Source organism: Hyphomonas sp. KY3 (assembly GCF_017309975.1).
Lineage (GTDB): Bacteria > Pseudomonadota > Alphaproteobacteria > Caulobacterales > Hyphomonadaceae > Hyphomonas.
On sequence record NZ_CP022271.1, the window covers coordinates 2,224,301 to 2,239,969 of the forward strand.

Consider the following 15,669-nt stretch of genomic DNA (forward strand, 5'->3'; position numbering starts at 1 on the left):
AGGGCTTCATAGGGGAATACGGTGTCAGTCAAGTAATCAAAGTTAGGCAAATTCGAGCGAATTATTGGAAGGTTTCAACGGCCCGTAAGACCGAGAGGCGGATTGTCGGCAATAATTTCTCAATTAATCAAGACATAAGAAGAGGCCCGGGACGCTGTCTTCGCGTCCCGGGCCGTCTCGTCAGACTAATTCGGCAGAATATTAATTATTAAAAAGCCCGTAGGTCCAATATTCAGCCTGCACAGTTACTGGACTCTGATGTCTATTCCGCCGCTGCCGGAAGTTCCATCTCTGTCAGTCCGGTGTACCGCTTCAGATGGTGATCGATATTGCCGAACTCGGAATCGATCATCGTCAGGCGTTTGAAATAGTGTCCGACAGCCAGTTCGTCTGTCATGCCCATGCCGCCATGGATCTGCACGGCTTCCTGACCAATGAAGCGACCGGCTTGACCGATGCGCACCTTGGCAGCGGATGCCGCCTTCTTGCGCGTGACTTCGTCTTCATCAAGCTTGAGCGTGGCCATGTAGGTCATGGAAATCGACTGCTCATGCTCCATGAACATATCGACCATGCGGTGCTGCAGCACCTGGAACTTGCCAATCGGAACGCCAAACTGCTTACGCTGGCGTGAATATTCGACCGTCATGGCGTGCGCCACCTTCATGGCGCCGCAGGCTTCGGCACAGATCGCGGCGATGGCCTCGTCGGTAACGGTCTCGATCAACGGCAGACCATTGTCGACTTCGCCAATCACCGCTTCTGCGCCAACCGCGACGTTCTCGAAGTAGACTTCCGACGCGCGGCGACCATCGACCGTCGGATAATCGCGGGTGCTTACGCCCTGCGCATCCTTGGCAACGACGAAGACTGAAACGCCATTGCTGTCACGGCGATCACCTGACGTGCGCGCTGTCACAACGAAGTGGGTTGCCCAAGGCGCACCAATGACCACGGCCTTGTGCCCATTCAGGACAAAGCCGGCGCCGTCTTTCTTGGCGGTCGTCTCAAGATCGGCCAGATTATAGCGACCGCGCGGTTCTGCGTAAGCGAATGCAAAGATGTTCTCGCCCGACATGATGCCGCTAAGGTATTCTTCCTTTTGCGCATCCGTGCCGCGCTTGAGGAAACCACCACCGCAAACAACGCTCGGCACGTAAGGCTCGACCACGAGGCCCTTGCCGAACTCTTCCATGACGACCATCGCATCAATCGGGCCGCCACCAAGGCCGCCATCTTCTTCGCTGAACGGTGCCATCAAGAGACCAAGCTCAGCAAACTGTGCCCACATTTCAGGACGCCAGCCCGCTTCGGACTCGACCACCTTGCGGCGCGTGTCGAAATCATACTGCTCGCGGATCAGCCTCGAGAGGCTGTCGCGGATCATGTTCTGCTCTTCGGTGAAATTGAAGTCCATCTTCTATCCTCCCTGCCTCGTGCGCCCTAAAGGCCGAGGATCATCTTTGAAATAATGTTGCGCTGGATCTCGTTGGATCCACCGTAGATCGATGTCTTGCGCATATTGAAATACGTTTCAGCCGCAAAGTTCGCATGGTCGGGACCGACGCCAAATCCGTCATTCCCCGTATTTTCCATGCCATAGCCATACGGAGCACCATAGTTTCCAACGGCCTCGAGCGTAAGCTCGGTCAAGCGCTGCTGGATCTCGGTTCCCTTCACTTTCAGGATCGAACTTTCGGGCCCGGGGCCTTTGCCTGCTGCCTCGGAAGCCAGCGTGCGAAGTTCAGTGAATTCCAAAGCGGTCAGGTCGATTTCGAGTTGGCTGATCTTGCGCGCAAAATCTTGCGATTGAAGCAATGGCTGACCATCAACCAGTTCTTCTGACGCGATACTGCGCAAGCGTTCAACGCCCCGCTTGGAGCGCGCAACGCCAGCGATACCGGAGCGCTCATGAGCAAGCAGGAATTTCGCGTAGGTCCAGCCTTCATTTTCCGTGCCGACGAGGTTTTCAACCGGAACGCGGACATCCGTCAGCCACGTCTCGTTCACTTCGTGCGTACCATCGATCAACTTGATCGGCTTCACTTCGATGCCCGGCGTGTTCATGTCGACAAGGATGAAGCTGATGCCTTCTTGAGGTTTCTTCGCCGTCGGGTCCGTACGGCAGAGGAAGAATCCCCAATCCGCGTGCTGCGCCAGCGTGGTCCAGGTCTTCTGGCCATTCAGAACATAATGGTCGCCGTCGCGAACCGCTGTCGTCTTGAGGCTTGCAAGGTCAGAACCTGCGCCTGGCTCGGAATAGCCTTGGCACCACCACACTTCGCCGGACCGAATGCCTGGCAGGTGACGAGCCTTCTGCTCTTCATTGCCGAATGTGTAGATAACTGGCGCAACCATCGACACACCGAATGGCAGAGGCATCAACGCATCAACGCGAGCATTCTCTTCCGACCAGATATAGCGCTGGGTAGAGGTCCAGCCGGTGCCGCCGTATTTTTCAGGCCATGCAGGTGTTGACCACCCCTTTTTACCGAGCACTTTGTGCCAGGCGAGGAATTCTTCGCGCGTAAGATCCTCACGCGACCCGATACCCTCAAGTTCTTTCGGATAGTTTTCGCGAATGAATTCGCGGACCTCATTGCGGAAGGCAATCTCTTCCGGCGAAAAATCGAGATTCATGACGGCTCCTCACTGTGCGCTTGATGCGCATCGTACTTATCCCCTCTAATTCAGCCATTTTCGGCTAAAGGCAAGGTGACGTGAGCGTAAACGTCAGGTTCTCGTCGCGTCAGGTCGCATTTGCCGCTGAAGGCTCAGCAATGAAAGGGGCACACGCTGTCTTGAGCAACCCAATTGCCGTAGCGGAACCCAGTCCGCCCCCGGTTTGAAACTCGAGTTGAAGGAGGGGTTGCAGGCCCAACCGCTCGACTGCCGCCTCATGAGCTGGTCGCCGTGTCACGTGCGATGCTATGCAGTGACTGATGGCCTTTGGTTCGATTGAATGCACAACCGCGGCGGCGATAGTGGTTGCAAATCCATCCAGAACCACCGGGATTCCCTGATGCCGCGCCGCAATGATTGCGCCGACACAGGCCGCCAATTCCCGACCGCCAAGATATCTGAGAGCTTGTAACGGATCAGCCAGATGCCCCCGATGCAAAGCCAGCGCGCGCGATACGACGTCCACTCGCCGCTCTACCAGATTGGCCGTGGATTGATTGTCCGGCCTGACCCAGTAATCCGGCGCTCCGCCATACAATGCGCACGCGACAGCCGCGGCGGCGGTGCCGACCCCTGCTCCGGAGACGGCAAGCGCGAGCAGATCCGGCTTTTCCTCGGTGGCCTCAAACCCGTATGCGATGGTCGCGGCACATTCCCGCTCGGTCATGGCCGGCTCCTCCGCAATACTTGGAGTTGGCTTGTCGATGGCAAGATCGAACACGCGTATGGCGGCTCCGGCCTGTGTTGCTATTGCCGACAGCGGCGCCTTGCCTTCCCGCAGTGCATCAACATGTGCGCGCGTATCCGTCTGACTTGAGAGCGAGACACCCTCTGACTGAAGGCCGTGTGAACTGGCGAACACTGCCAACACCGGGTTTTCGATACGTGGAGGAAAGCGATGCTGCCAATTAGCAAGCCATTCTGCGGCCTTGCCGAGACGACCGAAATCTCCCTCACGGCCCATTTCGAGCAATGCCGCACGCACTTTCTGGCCAGGGGCCGGATCCACATCCACCGACGCCTTAATTAGTGACCTGGCATCCGCCAATGGTGAAGTTTGTTGTGCCGGCTCACTCAAAGCAGGTTGCTCCCAATGCATTTGAAATCGATTTCATCTTATAGCAGACAACACATGTTAACTGCGACAAGGTTTTGTTACCTCGTTTATGAGATACTTGTGTCCTCTCGTGAGCTGACTAACCTAAATACATGACCACTCAACCCATAAAATCCCCTTGCATCAAAGTGTGCGCTGTAGACGCCTCTACAGGACTCTGTCTCGGTTGTGCACGGTCACTTAAGGAAATCGGAAGTTGGGTAAGACTGGGACCAGACGGACGCGAGAAGATAATGGCCGAATTGCCTGAGCGGATCACCCGGCTTGAAGCGCTCGGCAAACGCTAGGATTTCTCGATGTCCATAGGAAAGACCCTCGTATCCGGATTTGGCGCAGCTGTGCTGATTTCCGCAACTGTCGCTTTCTTTCTCGTCCCTAGGCTGGAGCAGCATCAGGCAGAGATTGCCACAATGCAACCGGACCCGGCACCGGCCCCGTCCGAGAAGCGCACATCGGTAAACTTTGCGGATGCCGCCATTATCGATCGCGAGTCAGATGGCCATTACTGGACCCGCGCCGAAGTGCATGGAACAGCGGTCAAGTTCATGGTCGATACCGGAGCCAGCACCGTCGCCTTGACCTTTCGTGATGCTCAGCGGATTGGTTTGAAACCGGAAACGCTGGACTACAAATGGGAAATTCGTACGGCTGGCGGCATCACATATGGCGCTGCCGTCACGCTGGATAATATTCGCATAGGCCAAGTCGAAATCGAACGTGTCGATGCCATGATCCTCAAGGACGGGCTCGAACAATCGCTCTTGGGTATGACCTATCTTGGCGAACTCTATTCATACGAGTTCAAGCAAAGCCAATTGATCATACGCCGGTAATTTTCTCACCGTTCTGGCCTTTTCCGACACCAACTTCCCACGCGAACCTTTCTGCATCGCCGGCCCATCGGGCATAGGCCACGCGACCCTCAAGTCCCGCTGCATCCATCAGGTCGCGATACCAGTAGTCAGCCCCGGCATTCAGCCTTTGCGGATGCACGCCCCAGAGCAGACAGGCCGTGCGCAAGCGCTGATCGTCCAATGACCCGTAAAGAATCGGTGCCGTTCCTCGGACTCTGGCAAAACGGGCGAGCCGATCAAAAGCGCCAGTACGTAGGGCCAGCGCTGTCGCACCTTCCGCCTCGGCCATACCCTGGGCCGTCTCTGCAACAACATCGATTGCGCTTTGCGCAGGTATGTCACCCGAAAACTGTTCCAGCGACCGCCGATAATCCTCAGCGCCCTCTGTAGCACGGATGATCCGGGACATGATGGCCACCGTGGTGGCGGGATGGCGTCCAACTGCGGTCTCACCTGACAGCATGACTGCGTCTGCGCCTTGATAGATGGCCGTGGCCACATCGGAAGCTTCGGCGCGGGTCGGGGCGGCATTCTCGATCATGGATTCCAACATCTGCGTCGCCACGATTACCGGCCGGCCCAGTCCGCGAGCACAACGTACGATCCGGCGCTGGATGACCGGCACGTCTTCAGGCGCATACTCAACACCGAGATCCCCTCGCGCGACCATCACAGCGTCGGCCGCGGCAACAATAGGCTCCAGGTTTGAAATGGCGGCAGGCTTTTCGAGTTTGGCGACAAGCGGTGCCCGACCAGCAATGATGGCCTTCACTTCTTCGATGTCTTCAACTGTCTGCACAAAGGACAATGCGACGAGATCAACGCCAATCTCGAGCGCGAAATCAAGGTCGGCGCGGTCTTTGTCGGTCAATGCTCGCACCGGCAGGGCCTTGCCGCGAACCGTGAAGCCCTTCTTGTCGGTCAACTTGCCAGGCACGTCAGCTCGCACCATCGGCTTGCTGCCTGCCTGAGTTACGGTGAACATCAGCTTGCCGTCATCCACCAGGATAACGTCGCCTTCTTCGAGGATTTCGACAATCTCGGCGTGCGGTACTGGAATGGTATCTTCCGCCTCGGTCGTCTCAGCGGCAACGACCGCATATTCCTTCTGATACCGCAGTCGCAGCTCTCCACCCGGCAGCGATCCGACGCGTACTTTGGGCCCCTGCAGGTCTCCCAGCGTAGCGAGGGGACGACCCGTTTCTTTTTCTGCGGCGCGCACAGCATCCAGGGCATCTTTGTGTGCACTGTACTCGCCATGGCTGAAGTTCAAGCGGAAGACGTCAACGCCTGCATAGGCCAATGCCAGAACTTCCTTCGGCGAGCGACTGCCCGGACCGAGTGTTGCGACAATCTTTGCGTTCTCACCAATTAGCCGATTTTCAGTCATTCCGCCCTCCTATGACAAGGTTGACACCGGTCCTATACGAGTCCCTTCGGGTATGCCAGCCGATCTGTTTTTCCCCCGCTCAATACACAAAAACTTCATGTGCGTGCATCCAATCGACCAAGTCGATGCATCTTCCTATGCAAAAGGAGAAATCGAGCATGAAATCAGCCCTCTTGGCCCTGTCTGTCCTGGCCGCCTGCGCCGTGCCCCTGTCACAAGCCGAAACGCCGCCCACCGAAGATCGGGTCGAACCTGTCCAGGTCATGGTGCTCGGCACCTATCATTTCGAAAATCCGGGCCTGGATCTGGTGAACACGGATGCAGATGATGTGTTGGCGCCGCACCGCCAGGCGGAACTGCAAGACCTGGCCGAGCGGCTGACCGCGTTTCGCCCCACCGCCATCGCCCTGGAGCGCATCCGCCAGACCGATGATGCGCTCGACCCGAACTTTGTGGACTTCGTCCCCGAGGATTTGACCCGAAAGCGCAACGAGAGGGTCCAGATCGGCTACCGCATCGCGCACGAGACCGGAATTGACCGGGTCTACGCAGTCGACACTCAGGATGGTGAAATCGCCTACTTTCCCTTCGATCGGGTGGAAGCCTTTGCTGCACGCACGGGCCGGGAAGACAAGATCACCAGTCTGATCGACACAATCAAGACCCAAGCCGAAGTCCTCATGCAAGACCAGGCCTCAACCCCCATCGCAGAATTGCTGGTCCGACAGAATGACCCGGCTGTGATCCGCACCATGCATTCAGACTTTTACTATGGCCTGCTCGACATGTCGGATATCGAAGATGCTGCGGGTGCCGTACTGAACTATGGCTGGTATGCTCGCAATGCCGAAATCTTCGCGAACATCACCGAAATTGCAGAACCAGGAGACCGGATCCTCATCGTATACGGATCAGGACACAACTATTGGCTGCGCCACTTCGCGCAGGAAACGCCCGGCTTCGAACTGGTCGAAGCCACCCCCTACCTCACCGACTAATCGACAGCAAACGGATCATAATTGAGAATCGGCGCAAGCCAACGCTCCGCCTTGCGCGTCTCCCACCCCTTGCGCCGCGCGTAATCCTCAACCTGGTCTTTTTCGATACGTCCAACCGCAAAATATACGCTGTCGGGATGCGCGAAGTAGAGTCCCGAAACACTGGCTGCAGGCGTCATGGCGAAGCTGCTGGTCAGCGAAACGCCAATGCGCGCCTCAGGTTCGAGCAGGCGGAACAGAGTTTCCTTCTCGGTGTGTTCCGGCTGGCTCGGATAGCCGGGAGCCGGCCTGATGCCGCGATACTTCTCCTTGATCAGTTCAGGATTGGACAGGTCTTCATCGGGAGCATAAGCCCACAACTCCTTGCGGACACGCTCATGCATGTATTCCGCCATCGCCTCTGCAAACCGGTCAGCCAGCGCCTTGACCATAATGGAGGAATAATCGTCGCCTCTCTTAATGAAGTCTTGCGCAATTTCCTCCGCGTGCGGACCTGAAGTAACGCAGAATCCACCGATCCAGTCATCGCCTTCCGGTGCAACAAAGTCGGACAATGCAAAGTTGGCGCGGGAATTATCCTTCACCATTTGCTGGCGAAGCGTATGAAAGACATCCCCTGAATCGAGGCAAATATCATCGCCATCAGAATTTGCCTTCCAGAAGCCCACCACAGCTTTCGGCTTCAACCACGCTTCCCCGACGAGTTGTTGCATCATGGCTTGAGTGTCATTCCAAAGGCCGGTCGCAGCCTCGCCGACAATCTTGTCTTCCAATATCTGGGGATACTGACCCGCCAGGTCCCATGCCGAAAAATAGGGAGTCCAATCGATATAGCGCGCCAACGTCGCGAGATCGAAATCTTCAAAAGTCCGCGCACCCTCAAACGTTGGCTGTGCCGGCGTGTAAGTTTTCCAATCTAGTTTGAGCCTAGCCTCGCGCGCCTGACCTATCGGCAGTCGCGGTTTCGGCGGACCGCCCGCGCGCGCTTCGCGCATCCGCTCATAGCGTGCTTTGGTCTGCGTTACAAAGGCCGGTTTGTCGTCTTCGCTCAATAGCGTGCTGACGACGCCGACGGCACGGCTCGCATCGGACACATGCACAACAGGGGCTGTTCGGATGACCGGATCAATCTTGACCGCCGTATGAGCGGGACTGGTCGTAGCACCACCAATCAGGAGTGGCTGTTTCATACCACGCCGTTCCATTTCGGAAGCAACATAGACCATCTCATCAAGACTTGGTGTAATCAGGCCTGAAAGCCCGATGATATCGACACCCTCTTTTTCGGCCGTATCCAGAATGGTTTCTGCGGCCACCATGACACCAAGATCCAGGATCTCATAACCGTTGCAGGCCAGAACCACGCCCACAATATTCTTGCCGATGTCGTGAACATCTCCCTTCACAGTCGCCATCAGAACCTTACCATTCGAAACATCCACAGTGCCGAGGCGCTGCTTCTCCTCCTCCATGTAAGGTTCGAGCCAAGCGACAGCCTGTTTCATGACGCGCGCGGACTTCACCACTTGCGGCAGGAACATCTTGCCGGAGCCGAACAGGTCGCCAACGACATTCATCCCGTCCATCAGGGGGCCTTCGATGACATGCAGCGGACGCTCGACCGATTGGCGCGCTTCCTCGGTATCCGCATCAATGTATTCGGTAATGCCGTGCACGAGCGCGTATTCGAGCCGCTTCGCGACAGGCGCCTCGCGCCAGGACAGATCCTTCTCGGCCGTCTTTCCTTTCTGGCCCTTGAAGCCTTCAGCTATCTCGATCAGCCGTTCAGTGGCATCCTCGCGACGGTTCAGAATCACGTCTTCGACGCGCTCGCGCAGGTCAGCCTCGATATCATCATAGATATCGAGTTGGCCGGCATTGACGATACCCATGTCCATGCCTGCCGGAATGGCATGATAGAGGAAGACAGAATGCATGGCGCGCCGAACGGGCTCATTGCCTCGGAAGCTGAATGAGACATTCGAGAGCCCACCGGATATATGACATCCCGGGCATGTTTTGCGAATTTCGCGCGTCGCCTCAATGAAGTCGACCGCGTAATTGTTATGTTCTTCTATGCCCGTTGCGACGGCAAAGACATTCGGGTCAAAGATGATGTCTTCAGCGGGGAACCCGACTTCTTCAGTGAGAATTCTGAAAGCACGTTGGCAGATCTCGACCTTGCGGTCTTTGGTGTCGGCCTGACCCACTTCATCAAACGCCATAACCACGACGGCCGCGCCGTAAGCGAGGCAGGCTCGCGCCTGCTTCCGGAACGTCTCTTCGCCTTCCTTCATGGAAATAGAGTTGACGATCGCCTTGCCCTGAACGCATTTCAGGCCAGCCTCGATCACCTCCCATTTGGAAGAGTCGATCATGACCGGGACACGGGCAATGTCCGGCTCGGCGGCGATCAGGTTCAGAAAGGTGCGCATGGCCTCGGCGCCATCCAGCATGCCTTCATCCATGTTTACGTCGATCACCTGCGCGCCGCTCTCGACCTGCTGTCGCGCAACCTCAACGGCATCCGCGTAACGACCTTCGGTGATCATTTTCCGGAAACGCGCAGAACCTGTCACATTGGTACGTTCACCAATGTTCACAAAAGATTGGGAAGCTGCAATTGTCATTTTCTCGTTTTCCCGGCGTCTAGCGGCCAGTTGCCATCGACCACAGAGGGAAACCCGTCTGCAGGACGATTATACCAATAAATCCAGGCGGTTTCGCCTGACTCAGCCCCGGTGTCATCCACCAGGGAAATTCGTTTACGCAAGTATAGACTGGTCACCGGGTCGTTGGTTACGTCCTCGAAGGCATCCATTGCTGACATGATCGTTGTATCGCCGATCCGCCAGCGAATACCATGGCAAAGCTCATCACCCTCGATGACACCCGGAAAACCTCCAAGATCGATCATCCGCCCTCGAAAGCGGCAGGGCGCCCCGAAGACACCCGCACTGTCCAGCGGCAGATCGGCGGGTTGCCCGGCCGCGCCCAGCTTGAGCAGTCCATAGAAAACGAAAAGGTCTCCGACCTCCACGGCTCTGGCCGTCATGAGGCCACCTCGAATGGCTCCAGCCCCGACAGGCGCATCGTGTGTTTGCTCGGCGCCGGGTCACGTGGCTTTATGCTGTCGACTGCGTTGGCGATCGCCGCGATATGTTCCGGGGTGGTACCACAACAACCACCCAGAATGTTCACAAGACCATCGTTCGCCCAACCACCTACAGAACCGGATGTTTCTTCAGGTTGCTCATCATACTGGCCCATTTCATTCGGCAGACCAGCATTCGGATAGGCAGCGACAAGCGTGTCCGCTACGCGTGACAGAGCCGCAATGTGCGGCCTCATCAAGTCAGCGCCAAGCGCACAATTGAATCCGATAGCAAAAGGCTTCGCGTGACGTACCGAGTTCCAGAACGCCTCGACCGTCTGGCCGGACAGTGTACGACCAGACCGGTCAGTAATCGTGCCGGAAATCCAAATGGGCAGTTTGTCCATGCCCTCTTCTTCAAGGTCCATGATCGCTTTTATCGCCGCCTTGCAATTCAGAGTGTCTGTAATCGTCTCAATCAGGTAGAGATCGACCCCACCCTCGTTCAGCGCACGGATTTGTTGGCGATAGGCTTCATAGACCTCATCAAAGGTCACAGACCGAGCGCCTGGATCGTTCACATCCGATGACATGGACAACATCTTGTTTAGAGGCCCGATGGAGCCCGCCAGAAACCTCGGCTTGTCCGGCGTCTTCGCCGTCCACGCATCGGCCGCAGCCCGGCCGAGCTTCGCCCCTTCCAGATTGATGTCCCAGACAGATTGCGGGTCCAGCTTGTAGTCATCCTGCGCGATGACCGTTGCGCTGAACGTGTTGGTCTCGGAAATGTCGGCACCTGCTCCATAATAGGCATCATGCAGGTCGGTCACGATATCCGGCCGCGTCAGGCACAAGATATCATTGTTTCCTTTCATCTGGCCGGGATAATCAGACTCGCTGAACCGAGTCCCTCGGTAATCTCCCTCCTCCAGGCCGCGCCTCTGAATCATGACCCCCCACGATCCATCGAGAATGAGAATTCGTTCCTTGGCGGCTGCCTTCAGGGCGCTGATGCGATCTTGTCTGTTCATGGCTCAAGCGGCCTCAACTGGTTTGGGTTTCAGTCCGAGCAGGCGACAGGTGGACAAAGCCAACCCAGCCCGGTTCAGCGTGTAAAAATGGAAATCGGAGACCCCCTCATCGGACAATTTCCGACAAAGGTCCGCCGCAACATTAGCTGTTACTAGTTCCCGCGTTTCCTGATCCTCCTCAAGGCCCTCATAGAGCTCATGCAGCCAGGTCGGCAGTGATGCGCCACACAGTTTAGAAATACGCTTCAAGCCCTTGAAATTCGGTTGCAGCATGATACCCGGCACAATGGGCATGGTAACACCACCTGCACGAGCCTTTTCCAGAAAATTCAGGTAGATTTCCGGCTCGAAGAAGAATTGCGTGATTGCTCGATCCGCACCTGCATCTTGCTTTGCTTTCAGAAACGCGATTTCGGCGTCCCACCCCTGACTCTCAGGATGAAGCTCAGGATAACAGGACACAGAAATCTCGAAGCAGCGACCGAGATCGGGCCGATGGGCACGAATGCCTTCAATCAAATCGATTGAATCCCTGAACCCACCGGGGTGCTGTTCGAATTTCTCGCCCATGCCACTCGGTGGATCACCGCGAAGGGCAACAATATGCCTTACCCCAGCGTCCCAGTAATCTTCCGCAACGGACAGCACTTCATCCTTGGTTGCACTGACGCACGTCAAGTGACCAGCCGGTCGCAAATGGGTCTGTTGAGCAATCCGGCGAACAGTGTCGTGGGTGCGCTCACGCGTAGATCCCCCGGCGCCATAAGTGACGGAAACAAAATTCGGAGTCATCGGCTCGAGGCGCTCAACCGTTTCCCACAGGCGGTCAGCCATCGCTTCGGATTTCGGCGGAAAAAACTCGAATGAAACAGACGGCGAGCCTGCCTGCCGAGGGGTAGCGAGCGAGCTCATGCGACATGCTCCTTGGGTTTGGCGGACTTGACCGCCTTCCAGATATTTACGGTGAGACCATCCTGTTCACCTTCGGGAGGCGCAAAGGAACGCGGCTCGAAGAGGTCGAGGCCCACATCGGCAGACCACACAGCCATAGCTTCGTGCGCCATACCCAACCGGTGATGGCCATACTCGGCGCGCAAAAACTCCAGATCATGCGGTGCGAAATCCACGATCAGGAGCTGGCCGCCGGGCTTCAGCACACGGCTAGCCTCCGCGATCGCCCGATTTGGCGCGTCCATATAGTGAAGAACCTGATGAATGATCACCAAATCAGCAGAGTTGTCGTCAAACGGTACAGCTGTCACGTTCCCCTGACGCACGCGGGCACCAAGCACGCCTTGCTGTTCCAGATTTGCCCGCGCGACAGTGAGCATATGATGACTTAGGTCAATGCCCTCTGCTTCTTCGGCCAAAGGTGCGAATAGGCTCAGCATACGTCCGGTACCGGTTCCGAAATCCAGGACGCGTCCAAATGGTCCCTTCCCCGCGAGTTCGACTAGAGCCCCCTCGATCAGATCGTTGGGATAGTGAAGAGATCGCAAACGGTCCCACGTCTCAGCGATGTTTGAGAAGTAAGCTTCAGCTGATTCCGCACGCGCAGCGCTCACTTCGTCCAGACGTGCTGCATCACGAGCCAGTTCCGGCTCGTCTCGATCCAGTTGCGCAAACAAGGAATCCAGAAATGCTTTTCCATACGACCCGGTTGAAGCGCGATAGAAGACAAATGAACCTTCAGGCAAACGCTCAACCAAACCTGCAGCCGTGAGCGCCTTCAGGTGGTGAGACAGGCGAGGCTGGGACTGCTCCAATACCTGCACCAGTTCCCCGACCGACAGGTCGCGCTGGCGCAACAGGGCCAACACCCTCAAACGGGTGGGCTCCCCTGCTGCGCGCAGAGCCTCAATCATGGATGACAGCCGTGAAGTCATTTAATGATATAAACATTGATTTATATGTTTTTGCAACACAGCTTTACAGAAATATCACCTATGCGTGTTTCGGTAGAGATTGAGAGTTGAAGCGCCAGCGCTTAACTACCATCTACCGGCTTCCACAACGGGGTTATCCACACATGACACAGCGACTCTTTGCTGCGGTTCTTGCCATGGGGCTAGGAGCCTGTGCGTCCACACAAAACCTTGAATCCGGCACCGTTCCCGATCCTTACGAAGGCTTCAACCGTCAGATGTTCGCCTTCAATAGTGGCGTAGACAAGTATGCGCTCGGCCCCGCAGCAGACGTGTATGAGACGGTGACCCCCGAGTACGGTCGCGACCGACTGAGCGACTTCCTTCACAACTTGAAGTCTCCAGTGATCTTTGTAAACGATGTCCTGCAGGGCGAGAGTGATCGCGCTAGCGAAACATTCGCTCGATTTTTTCTGAACTCGACGCTGGGTATCGCCGGACTTTGGGACGTTGCTGAGTATACCGGTATTGAGAAGCACAATGAGGATTTTGGACAAACCCTTGCTGTGTGGGGTGTCGACAGCGGCCCCTTCCTGATCCTGCCCCTCATGGGTCCAACAACGCCGCGTGACCTGTTCGGTAGCGGTGTGGATCGTGCGCTGGATCCGCTTGTCTGGACAGAGTTCGATAACAATCCCGACCTCGACGATCACATCGAAATGGGTCGTGGAATTCTCGGAGGGCTGAATGCCCGCGTCGCCCTCGATGATGCGCTGGAGCAACTGAATGCTCAGCCAGAGCCCTACATCGCTTTGCGGAGACTTTATTCATCCCAGCGTCAGGCAGAAATACGTAATGGTCGCATAGACGAGGAAGATGCTTACGAGGATCTCCCTGATTTTGACGAATTTGAAGAGTAGGTCCGGGGCGTGATGACCACCAACAGGAGCGAAATGTGAAACGCTACTACCGATATTTTGCATTGGCTGGCGCTGCAGTATTGATGCTTGCCCCAACCAGCCAGGCAGACGCAAAGACAGAATCCTATGTTCAGGAGAATGCCAGTGACGTATTGGCATCGCTGAACGATCCGTCCCTGGACTCAGAAGAGCGCACAGAAAAATTCAATACTTACATGGATGAGTTCACCGACATGACTGCGGTGTCCAACTTTGCCATTGGCAAGTATGCGCGCCGCTTCAGCGAAGATGAGTTAGCTCGCTACCGGAAAGTTTTTCGGGAGTATGCACTCGCAGTTTATGAGAATGAACTCGACGCCTATCGCGGAGAAGCCGTGATCGTAAAGGATTCGGTGGATCGATCTGCGACCGATTCGATCGTCAACACGGTCATTAAGCGTCAGGACGGCAAAGACATGGATGTGCGGTGGCGCGTTCTGACCCGCGACGGCAAGTATCAGGTCGTAGACGTTGCCCTGAATCTGGACGGTAATTTGATCTGGCTCGCAATCGAACAGCGCGCCCAATTCCTCGCTTTGCTAGACCGCTCGAACGGCTCGGCCGAGGCCTTGATTGACAAGATCGAAAGCATGAAGCGGAAGCTGGAAACCGAGAAGCGAAGCTAGTCGTCTGAAATCAGCCAAAGATCAATAGCCCCCACCAGACGGCTGGTTGGGGGCTTTTTTACGTGTGGCTTACACGCTCCAGCTGCGGAACGGTTTTCCAGTCAGCTCCCGAAAGCGACTCGCATCAGTTTTCAGCTTCTGCGCCAGATTAGAACGAATCCTGTCGTCGAATTCTGGAACTTCGACCGGTTTCCTCGTTTTGACCGCTGCGCGCAGGGAGTCGATGAGGACTCGCGGCGTGCGCGAACGGACGTATCTCCCCATACCTGTATCTCGCATTTGCCCCCACCAACGAGGCATTTTGCGAATTTCCTCTCCCGAATTTGCCTCGGGCAGATTGCTCAAATGTTCGACGGCCGAAGGTGCCAGACCGATATGCTCTGCGATCCGCCTGAACACGGAGGAAGAGTTGGCAAGCAGATCGTTGAAATCTACGATTAAAATGTCGTCTTTAGACCAGTACTCAAAGTAGGGCTCCAACTGGTAAGCATATTTGCTAACCATAAGTATGTGCTCACCCTCATGTGTGTCGAACACATCAGCCGGCTCAGCGAGAGATGCTGAATGCATGAATGTATGCTTGTATTGGGACTCGGCCCGCGCAACGGGATCCCGGGCGATAAAGATCAGCTTCGAGTTCGGAGCATTTTCATACGTCCGCGCTGGTGCGCCTGGAAACATGTCCCGCTTTGTATAGTTCGGACAAAAATCCACCCAAGGAAGGTCCGAATTGCCGAACTGTTTGCGATACCAGCCCAGGCCTCGCGCAAAATTTTCTTTGGACAGATAAAAGTCGGTTTCCTTGCATTCCGGCACGGCCACTAGACCGCTCTCAAGGAATACTCGGTACAGGGCGGTCGTGCCAGCTCGCATCGCCCCAATGACGATTGCGTCAGCCGCAGTCTTGTCCCCTGGTTCGCCGGTTTGGATCATCGTCGAACATTCCCGCATTGTCATGGGCACAAATGCCCAATTCGAGCATATACGCACATTCTGTCCCCACCCTTCAAAGGGTGAGCCTCTTATCGGCAAAGGAATGGCAACGCGCAAGCA

15 protein-coding genes are annotated in these 15,669 nt (G+C 56.2%); 5 read left to right on the forward strand and 10 right to left on the reverse strand.

Annotated features, from left to right (window positions below; all coding sequences use genetic code 11):
* Positions 1-262: 262 nt before the first annotated feature.
* The 3 genes from CFA77_RS10900 to CFA77_RS10910 all read right to left on the reverse strand — a co-directional run bounded on the left by CFA77_RS10900 (position 263) and on the right by CFA77_RS10910 (position 3,691).
* The gene (locus CFA77_RS10900) at positions 263-1,417 is read right to left on the reverse strand and encodes an acyl-CoA dehydrogenase family protein (protein WP_206990711.1); all 1,155 of its coding nucleotides are present in this window, start codon (positions 1,415-1,417) and stop codon (positions 263-265) included.
* A gap of 26 nt (positions 1,418-1,443) precedes the next feature.
* On the reverse strand, positions 1,444-2,640 hold the full coding sequence (locus CFA77_RS10905) for an acyl-CoA dehydrogenase family protein (RefSeq protein WP_206990712.1): 1,197 nt from the start codon (positions 2,638-2,640) through the stop codon (positions 1,444-1,446).
* A gap of 109 nt (positions 2,641-2,749) precedes the next feature.
* Positions 2,750-3,691, reverse strand: a complete 942-nt coding sequence (locus CFA77_RS10910) for a nicotinate-nucleotide--dimethylbenzimidazole phosphoribosyltransferase (protein WP_242517322.1) — start codon at positions 3,689-3,691, stop codon at positions 2,750-2,752.
* A 200-nt stretch (positions 3,692-3,891) separates the two neighbouring features.
* Between CFA77_RS10910 and CFA77_RS10915 the strand changes: the two genes are divergently transcribed.
* Together CFA77_RS10915 and CFA77_RS10920 are read left to right on the forward strand one after the other, a co-directional pair.
* Positions 3,892-4,086 (forward strand): DUF1289 domain-containing protein, encoded by a 195-nt coding sequence (locus tag CFA77_RS10915; RefSeq protein ID WP_206990714.1) that lies wholly within the window; start codon positions 3,892-3,894, stop codon positions 4,084-4,086.
* Between the two features lie 9 nt (positions 4,087-4,095).
* Complete coding sequence (locus CFA77_RS10920) at positions 4,096-4,632, forward strand: TIGR02281 family clan AA aspartic protease (protein ID WP_206990715.1); 537 nt, start codon at positions 4,096-4,098, stop codon at positions 4,630-4,632.
* Here the strand turns inward: CFA77_RS10920 and pyk are convergent.
* Positions 4,619-6,043, reverse strand: a complete 1,425-nt coding sequence (gene pyk, locus CFA77_RS10925; protein ID WP_206990716.1) for a pyruvate kinase — start codon at positions 6,041-6,043, stop codon at positions 4,619-4,621. The two genes, CFA77_RS10920 and pyk, sit on opposite strands and share 14 nt — an antisense overlap.
* Positions 6,044-6,201: 158 nt before the next feature.
* On the opposite strand from pyk, the gene CFA77_RS10930 reads away from it, so the two are divergent.
* Positions 6,202-7,041 carry a DUF5694 domain-containing protein gene (locus CFA77_RS10930; RefSeq protein WP_206990717.1) on the forward strand — a complete coding sequence of 280 codons (840 nt, stop codon included), beginning with the start codon at positions 6,202-6,204 and terminating at the stop codon, positions 7,039-7,041.
* Here the strand turns inward: CFA77_RS10930 and metH are convergent.
* The 5 genes from metH to CFA77_RS10955 are packed head-to-tail and all read right to left on the reverse strand — an operon-like array spanning position 7,038 to position 13,052.
* A complete protein-coding gene (gene metH / locus CFA77_RS10935) occupies positions 7,038-9,671 on the reverse strand; it encodes a methionine synthase (RefSeq protein WP_206990718.1) in 2,634 nt (877 codons plus the stop codon). The genes CFA77_RS10930 and metH overlap by 4 nt on opposite strands.
* Positions 9,668-10,096, reverse strand: a complete 429-nt coding sequence (locus tag CFA77_RS10940) for a gamma-glutamylcyclotransferase (protein WP_206990719.1) — start codon at positions 10,094-10,096, stop codon at positions 9,668-9,670. Before CFA77_RS10940 ends, metH begins: the two co-directional genes overlap by 4 nt.
* Positions 10,093-11,166 (reverse strand): homocysteine S-methyltransferase family protein, encoded by a 1,074-nt coding sequence (locus CFA77_RS10945; RefSeq protein WP_206990720.1) that lies wholly within the window; start codon positions 11,164-11,166, stop codon positions 10,093-10,095. Before CFA77_RS10945 ends, CFA77_RS10940 begins: the two co-directional genes overlap by 4 nt.
* Before the next feature lie 3 nt (positions 11,167-11,169).
* Positions 11,170-12,078, reverse strand: coding sequence for a methylenetetrahydrofolate reductase [NAD(P)H] (gene metF, locus CFA77_RS10950; RefSeq protein ID WP_206990721.1), 909 nt, complete (start codon positions 12,076-12,078; stop codon positions 11,170-11,172).
* Entirely contained in the window at positions 12,075-13,052 is a 978-nt protein-coding gene (locus CFA77_RS10955; protein ID WP_206990722.1) for a metalloregulator ArsR/SmtB family transcription factor, read from the reverse strand. Before CFA77_RS10955 ends, metF begins: the two co-directional genes overlap by 4 nt.
* A gap of 143 nt (positions 13,053-13,195) precedes the next feature.
* Here CFA77_RS10955 and CFA77_RS10960 point away from each other — a divergent pair, with 143 nt between their 5' ends.
* Both CFA77_RS10960 and CFA77_RS10965 read left to right on the forward strand, forming a co-directional pair.
* Complete coding sequence (locus CFA77_RS10960) at positions 13,196-13,951, forward strand: VacJ family lipoprotein (protein ID WP_206990723.1); 756 nt, start codon at positions 13,196-13,198, stop codon at positions 13,949-13,951.
* A 35-nt stretch (positions 13,952-13,986) separates the two neighbouring features.
* The gene (locus CFA77_RS10965; RefSeq protein WP_242517323.1) at positions 13,987-14,616 is read left to right on the forward strand and encodes a phospholipid-binding protein MlaC; all 630 of its coding nucleotides are present in this window, start codon (positions 13,987-13,989) and stop codon (positions 14,614-14,616) included.
* A gap of 69 nt (positions 14,617-14,685) precedes the next feature.
* Here CFA77_RS10965 and CFA77_RS10970 read toward each other — a convergent pair whose 3' ends face one another.
* Positions 14,686-15,549, reverse strand: coding sequence for a sulfotransferase (locus CFA77_RS10970; RefSeq protein WP_206990724.1), 864 nt, complete (start codon positions 15,547-15,549; stop codon positions 14,686-14,688).
* Between the last annotated feature and the right edge of the window lie 120 nt (positions 15,550-15,669).

What these genes read in the sequence shown, in the direction of transcription:
- CFA77_RS10955 (WP_206990722.1), bottom strand. Translation starts at nt 13,052, where the DNA reads ATGACTTCACGGCTGTCATCCATGATTGAGGCTCTGCGCGCAGCAGGG.
- pyk (WP_206990716.1), bottom strand. Translation starts at nt 6,043, where the DNA reads ATGACTGAAAATCGGCTAATTGGTGAGAACGCAAAGATTGTCGCAACA.
- CFA77_RS10945 (WP_206990720.1), bottom strand. Translation starts at nt 11,166, where the DNA reads ATGAACAGACAAGATCGCATCAGCGCCCTGAAGGCAGCCGCCAAGGAA.
- metF (WP_206990721.1), bottom strand. Translation starts at nt 12,078, where the DNA reads ATGAGCTCGCTCGCTACCCCTCGGCAGGCAGGCTCGCCGTCTGTTTCA.
- CFA77_RS10940 (WP_206990719.1), bottom strand. Translation starts at nt 10,096, where the DNA reads ATGACGGCCAGAGCCGTGGAGGTCGGAGACCTTTTCGTTTTCTATGGA.
- CFA77_RS10960 (WP_206990723.1), top strand. Translation starts at nt 13,196, where the DNA reads ATGACACAGCGACTCTTTGCTGCGGTTCTTGCCATGGGGCTAGGAGCC.
- CFA77_RS10970 (WP_206990724.1), bottom strand. Translation starts at nt 15,549, where the DNA reads ATGATCCAAACCGGCGAACCAGGGGACAAGACTGCGGCTGACGCAATC.
- metH (WP_206990718.1), bottom strand. Translation starts at nt 9,671, where the DNA reads ATGACAATTGCAGCTTCCCAATCTTTTGTGAACATTGGTGAACGTACC.
- CFA77_RS10930 (WP_206990717.1), top strand. Translation starts at nt 6,202, where the DNA reads ATGAAATCAGCCCTCTTGGCCCTGTCTGTCCTGGCCGCCTGCGCCGTG.
- CFA77_RS10905 (WP_206990712.1), bottom strand. Translation starts at nt 2,640, where the DNA reads ATGAATCTCGATTTTTCGCCGGAAGAGATTGCCTTCCGCAATGAGGTC.
- CFA77_RS10920 (WP_206990715.1), top strand. Translation starts at nt 4,096, where the DNA reads ATGTCCATAGGAAAGACCCTCGTATCCGGATTTGGCGCAGCTGTGCTG.
- CFA77_RS10900 (WP_206990711.1), bottom strand. Translation starts at nt 1,417, where the DNA reads ATGGACTTCAATTTCACCGAAGAGCAGAACATGATCCGCGACAGCCTC.
- CFA77_RS10915 (WP_206990714.1), top strand. Translation starts at nt 3,892, where the DNA reads ATGACCACTCAACCCATAAAATCCCCTTGCATCAAAGTGTGCGCTGTA.